General features: G+C 66.7%; 7 protein-coding genes. 5 read left to right on the forward strand and 2 right to left on the reverse strand.

What is annotated here, in order from left to right:
* The first annotated feature begins 4 nt into the window (after positions 1-4).
* The gene (locus AB4Y86_RS11195) at positions 5-787 is read left to right on the forward strand and encodes a phosphatase PAP2 family protein (protein ID WP_441402312.1); all 783 of its coding nucleotides are present in this window, start codon (positions 5-7) and stop codon (positions 785-787) included.
* Between the two features lie 29 nt (positions 788-816).
* Here the strand turns inward: AB4Y86_RS11195 and AB4Y86_RS11200 are convergent, their stop codons facing one another.
* Positions 817-1,104, reverse strand: a complete 288-nt coding sequence (locus AB4Y86_RS11200) for a MerR family transcriptional regulator (RefSeq protein ID WP_441402307.1) — start codon at positions 1,102-1,104, stop codon at positions 817-819.
* A gap of 192 nt (positions 1,105-1,296) precedes the next feature.
* Here AB4Y86_RS11200 and AB4Y86_RS11205 point away from each other — a divergent pair, with 192 nt between their 5' ends.
* The 4 genes from AB4Y86_RS11205 to AB4Y86_RS11220 all read left to right on the forward strand — a co-directional run bounded on the left by AB4Y86_RS11205 (position 1,297) and on the right by AB4Y86_RS11220 (position 4,302).
* Entirely contained in the window at positions 1,297-1,722 is a 426-nt protein-coding gene (locus tag AB4Y86_RS11205) for an Hsp20/alpha crystallin family protein (RefSeq protein WP_441402313.1), read from the forward strand.
* 119 nt (positions 1,723-1,841) lie between these two features.
* On the forward strand, positions 1,842-2,186 hold the full coding sequence (locus tag AB4Y86_RS11210; protein WP_441402308.1) for a J domain-containing protein: 345 nt from the start codon (positions 1,842-1,844) through the stop codon (positions 2,184-2,186).
* Between the two features lie 61 nt (positions 2,187-2,247).
* On the forward strand, positions 2,248-2,637 hold the full coding sequence (locus AB4Y86_RS11215) for a hypothetical protein (protein WP_441402309.1): 390 nt from the start codon (positions 2,248-2,250) through the stop codon (positions 2,635-2,637).
* Between the two features lie 78 nt (positions 2,638-2,715).
* Entirely contained in the window at positions 2,716-4,302 is a 1,587-nt protein-coding gene (locus AB4Y86_RS11220; protein WP_441402310.1) for a GH1 family beta-glucosidase, read from the forward strand.
* Here the strand turns inward: AB4Y86_RS11220 and AB4Y86_RS11225 are convergent.
* Positions 4,299-5,399, reverse strand: coding sequence for an App1 family protein (locus AB4Y86_RS11225; RefSeq protein WP_441402311.1), 1,101 nt, complete (start codon positions 5,397-5,399; stop codon positions 4,299-4,301). The two genes, AB4Y86_RS11220 and AB4Y86_RS11225, sit on opposite strands and share 4 nt — an antisense overlap.
* Positions 5,400-5,401 lie beyond the last annotated feature (2 nt).

Below are 5,401 nucleotides of genomic sequence, written 5' to 3' on the forward strand. Positions count from 1 at the left end.
GTCCATGGCTCATGACCAAACAGGAAAATCGTCGGGCTGGTGGCGTGTCTTCCACGAGAAGTTCGTGGTCGAGGAGCGCTTCATGAGTGTAGAGGCGCGGCGGAATCTCTACCGGATTGGCGTCGGACTGATGGTTCTCGGCGCCGTGTTGTTCACGTTCATCCTGGTCAGCGTCCTGCAGCACGACGGCATCAGCACGGTCGACGAGCCGGTCCGCTCCGGGCTCGTCGCGCTGCGGGGAGAGCCCGCCACGACCATCATGATCATCTTGGCCATCATCTTCGGCCCGATTGGGCTGCCGATCATCATCCTCGTGGTGACCGTGGCCTGGGGGCTGCTTGCCAAGCATGCCTGGCGGCCGCTGGTGCTCGCCGGCGCCATGCTGACCGGGGTCATCCTGGCGCAGCTCATCGGCCGCACCGTGGGCCGGCAGCGCCCGCCCGTGGACCTCATGCTGTTCGGAGCGGACACCACGTTCTCGTTCCCCTCCGGGCATGTCCTGGGCGCGTGCGATTTCCTCCTGATTACGGCCTTCCTGGTCTTCTCGCGCCGGAAGAACCCGACGGCCGCCGTCTTGGGTTTCGTGCTGGCCGGCGTTGGGATCTTTTTCGCCGCCATGAGCCGGCTCTACCTCGGCTACCACTGGACCACCGACGCCCTCGCCTCGCTGTCCCTCTCCTTCGTGATCCTGGGCGCGGTGATCTTGCTGGACACCTGGCGAACCGCCCGGATCCGGGGAGAACAAGTGACCGGCACACTCTCCAAGCGCGAATCCGGCGGGGAGTAAGCGGCAGGCCGGCGGCGGCACGCGCGGAGCTAGCGCGGCCCGCGCCGCCTAAGCTCCGCGCGGAGCCTGGCGTTGACGGCCTCCAGTTCCAGCACCTTGGCCACGCCGGCGAGATTCAGGCCGTCCTCGAGGAGTTCGCTGATCCGCCGCAAAACCGCCAGATCGGCATTGCTGTACTGCCGCGTTCCCCCGGCGGTCCGATCCGGCGTGAGTAGGCCCTTCCGTTCGTAGAGCCTGATGTTCTGCTGCCCGGTCCCGACCAGTTGGGCCACGACGGAAATAGCGTAAAGACCCAGTTCTTGCCGACCCTCAGTCACCGTGCTCCTTCACCGTCCTTTGCTATCCCTTGCCGTCACGTGCCGTTCCGGCGCGTTCCGGGCGCACCCGTTCGTGCCTTGCATCAGTCTGGCACTGGTGCTATAAAAAATCTATATCCGCCACCACAGATTAAGGTGGGCCGGATAGGCAAGGAAATGACTCAGGACTCATGTTTGAAGGAGTGGGAAATGATGTTGATGCGTACGGATCCGTTCCGTGAACTGGACCGGCTGACCCAGCAAGTCTTCGGAACCCCGGCAAGGCCCGCGACCATGCCGATGGACGCCTGGCAGGAAGACGGCGAATTCGTCGTCGCCTTCGACCTTCCCGGCGTCAGTGTTGACTCGGTGGATCTGGATATCGAGCGCAATGTCCTGACGGTCAAGGCTGAAAGGCGTGATCCGACCCAGCCCAATGTCGAACTGATCGCCTCGGAACGGCCGCGCGGGGTCTTCAGCCGCCAGCTCATTCTGGGCGACACGCTGGACACCGAGAAGGTCAAGGCGAGCTATTCCGACGGCGTGCTCACGCTCCGCATCCCGGTGCTGGAGAAGGCCAAGCCGCGCAAGATTGAAATTGAACACACGCAGGACAAGCTACAGGAGATCGGCAAGTAACCTGGCGGCAGGTGCCGTCCTGCCGCCAGCTGCGGGCGGGGATCCGGCCGACCCTGGGCCGGGGCCGGATCCCCGCCCTCTGGCCGAATCCAGCCTAATCCAGTCAATGGGGTGAAGCGATGAACCGTGACCCGCGCGGTCTCTACGCGGCGCTGCACGTCACGCCGGATGCGACGCTGGCGGAGATCCAGCACTCCTTTCGTGCGCTGATGCGGCAGCGGCATCCTGACGTCGATGCCTCCGCGGCGGCCGCTTTCGACGGCGGGGATGAGGTGCGGCGCATCCTTGAAGCATTCGCAGTCCTGCGGAGTCCGCAAGCCCGGGCGGCGTACGACCCTGCGGCCCTGGCAGTCCGGCCGGGCAGTGCAGGTGCCGAAGGTCGGGAAATCCCGGTGCGCGTCCACCCAGTCCGGCAGCCGGCATTGCGGGTGACGCCGGTGCGGTGGGAGCGGGGACCCGAGTGATGCGGCCGCCGACGTCGGTCTTTACGCACGCTGACAACAGCAGAGGAGAGGGAGCATAGCCATGAGCGCATGGCGGCGTTACGATTCACACCTGATGCCGGCCTTCCACGAACGGTTCGAGCAACGGTGGGGCACGGGCACAGCGCCGTTCCTGGACCCGGAAGCCCACGAACTGCCCCTTCCGCGGGCCCAATGGATCAACCCGGATACCGGGGCTGCGTTGGCGGTTGTGCCGATCTGGGGTGCTGGGGAGACCCAGGAGCGCTCCTTCGGGGTGTTTTATTTGCCGCCGGCCGGGGATATCTGGGTGCTGAGGCCCGGCTTCACCGGCTACCTGGAGCCCGCGGCCGACGAGGCGGAGCAGCTGCTGAGCCTGCGGAACGACGCCTTCAGAAAGGCCGTGGCCCACGCCAAAGAGTTCCTGTTCGGGCCGGAGGCCGCCACGTATTGACCGTGCCGGTTGTGGCGCAGTCAACCGCCGGGGCCTAAAATCAACCAACGACCAGCAACTGCATAGGGGACTTGCCGCATGAACGCTTCGGCCCACGATCTGGCTGCCATTCTGCCGCCCGGTTTCACCATGGGCGTGGCCACGGCCGCCTTTCAGATCGAGGGGGCATTGGACGAGGACGGGCGCGGGCCCTCGGGCTGGGACGTCTTTGCTGCCCAGCCCGGCATGATCGTCAACGACCACAGCCCCGCGATTGCCACGGATCACTACCATCGGATGCCCGAAGACGTGGCGCTGATGAAGGAACTGGGCGTCGATTCGTACCGGTTCTCGCTGTCCTGGCCGCGCATCCAGCCCGGTGGAAGCGGGCCGGTAAACCCCAAGGGGCTGGACTTCTATGACCGGCTGATCGACCTGCTGCTGGCCAACGGGATCACCCCAATGGCCACCCTCTACCACTGGGACACGCCGCTGGAGCTGGACGAGGCCGGCGGCTGGATGAACCGTGACACCGCCTACCGGCTGGGGGAATTCGCCGCTATCGCCGCCGCAGCCTACGGGGACCGGGTTGCGCGCTGGGTGACCATCAACGAACCGGCGACGGTGAGCGCCAACGGCTACATGCTGGGCCTGCACTCGCCGGGAGAAGCCCACATGCTCAGGGCGCTGCCGAGCGTCCACCACCAGTTGCTGGGCCACGGGTTGGCGATGCAGGCGCTGCGGGCCGCGAAGGTACCCGGCGAGATCGGCCTGACCAACGTCTATTCACCGATGGTCCCTGCCTCCATCAACCCGCTGGACAAGGTCAGCGCCGGGCTCATGGACATGGCTCAGAACCGCCTGTACGCGGACCCCGTCCTGCTGGGAAAGTACCCGGACGCCATCCGGGCCGCCACCTTCTTCTCCTCGTTCAGCCCGTCCAGCGAAGACCTGGAGCTGATCTCGCAGCCCCTGGACTTCTACGGATTGAACTACTACATGCCGACGCGGGTGGGCGCCGGGCCCGGTGACGGCACGATGCCCGAGGGGATGGCCGAGGCCATGGGCAACGACTTGAACGGCGGCGCCGGCACCCCGTTCCACATCCAGAGCTTCCCCGACACCGAGATCACCGCCTACGGCTGGCCGATCAAGCCGGATTACATGGCGGTGGCGCTGGCGGAAATGGCCGAACGCTACCCGGAACTGCCGCCGGTCTACATCACCGAGGGCGGTGCCAGCTTCGAGGACCTGGAGATCCACGACGCCGACGGCCGGCTGATCGTCCCGGACGAGCGCCGCGTCCGGTACCTCGCCGAACACCTCCAAGCCGCCATCGAGGCAACTTCGCCCGGCGGTGCGGCCGAATCGATTGATTTGCGCGGCTACTATGTGTGGTCGCTGCTGGACAACTTTGAGTGGTCCGCCGGCTACAAGCAGCAGTTCGGCCTGCTGCACGTTGACCGGGACACGATGGTGCGTACGCCGAAGGCGTCCTTCCACTGGCTCCGCGAACTCCTGGCGGCCCGGAACAGGACGGAGTCCGGGGCCGAAACGGGAACCACCGCCGGCGTCGCCGAAACGGAGACCGCGGCCGAAACCGGAACCACCCCGGGATCCGCTGCCGAAACGGGTAGCACGGCCGGGTCCGGGAGCCCCGCCGCCGGAGCCCCTGCCGCCGGCTAGAGGAGTTCCAGCTCCTGCAGACGCTTGGCCAGGCCGGCGCCGTCGGGCGAGTAGACCCACGGGACGGTAGAGCCGGTGTGGTCGCCGCTCTCGGAATGGCCGCCGGCCAGCACGGACTCCCCGGCGGAGAGCTGGCGGATGCCGATCGCGGCCACCCGGTCGCCGTGTTCTTGGGCGAACTGGGAATAGATGGCCTCATCGTGCTGGCCGTTGTCGCCGAACAGGAGCCAGCGCATGTTCGGGAACTCCTTGGCCAGCAACTCCAGATTCATGCGCTTATGGTCTTGCCCGCTGCGGAACCACCGGTCATTGGTGAGTCCCCAGTCCGTGAGCAGCAGGGTGCCTGACGGGTACATGTTGCGTGTGATGAAGCGCGCCAGGGTCGGGGCGGCGTTCCACGGTCCGGTGGACAGGTAGATCACCGGCGCTTCGGGGTGTTCCGCCAGCAGCCGGTCCATCAGGACGGCCATGCCCGGCGTGGCCATCCGGGCGCGTTCGTTAAGCACAAAGGTGTTCCACAGGGCCAGGAACGGCCGGGGGAGGGCGGTGACCATGATCGTGTCGTCAATGTCCGAGACGATGCCCAGAGTGGTGTCCGGGGCGATGACATAGATCATCGTGTGGGCCGGCTCGGTGCCTTCGGCCCGCAGCACCGCGCTGTGCCAGCCGGGCGAAAGGGCGACCGCGACGACAGTGTCCACGATGCCGCCCCGGTCGGCGTGCACCCGGGCGGTGACGCCGCCGATCTCGATGTCCACCTCGGCGAACTGGATCGGCACCGACGTGAAGGCGCGCCAGCCGCGGACGTTCTGGTTGCCGTTCTGCGCTGCCTGCTCCGCCCGGCTGCCGGGTACCGGCCTGCTGGTGAGCACCACGCGGCCCAGCACCCGCACCCACTCGGTGGAGCCGTAGCCCTGGTAGGCGATGGTCTGCGGGCTGAACTTCCAGCTTCTGGCGGCCTTGAGGCGGAAGCGGTTGACCGTGTCCGAGACCAGGTGGGCCAGCCGGAAGGCCTGGCTGCCCGAGACCTTCGGGGGCTGCGGTCGTTCCCGGGCTGGTTCCTGCGACGCAAATTCCATGGTTCCACTCTCCCACAGAG

This window comes from Arthrobacter sp. 2YAF22_2 (genome assembly GCF_052114645.1).
GTDB lineage: Bacteria > Actinomycetota > Actinomycetes > Actinomycetales > Micrococcaceae > Arthrobacter.

What these genes read in the sequence shown, in the direction of transcription:
- AB4Y86_RS11195 (WP_441402312.1), top strand. Translation starts at nt 5, where the DNA reads ATGGCTCATGACCAAACAGGAAAATCGTCGGGCTGGTGGCGTGTCTTC.
- AB4Y86_RS11205 (WP_441402313.1), top strand. Translation starts at nt 1,297, where the DNA reads ATGTTGATGCGTACGGATCCGTTCCGTGAACTGGACCGGCTGACCCAG.
- AB4Y86_RS11210 (WP_441402308.1), top strand. Translation starts at nt 1,842, where the DNA reads ATGAACCGTGACCCGCGCGGTCTCTACGCGGCGCTGCACGTCACGCCG.
- AB4Y86_RS11215 (WP_441402309.1), top strand. Translation starts at nt 2,248, where the DNA reads ATGAGCGCATGGCGGCGTTACGATTCACACCTGATGCCGGCCTTCCAC.
- AB4Y86_RS11220 (WP_441402310.1), top strand. Translation starts at nt 2,716, where the DNA reads ATGAACGCTTCGGCCCACGATCTGGCTGCCATTCTGCCGCCCGGTTTC.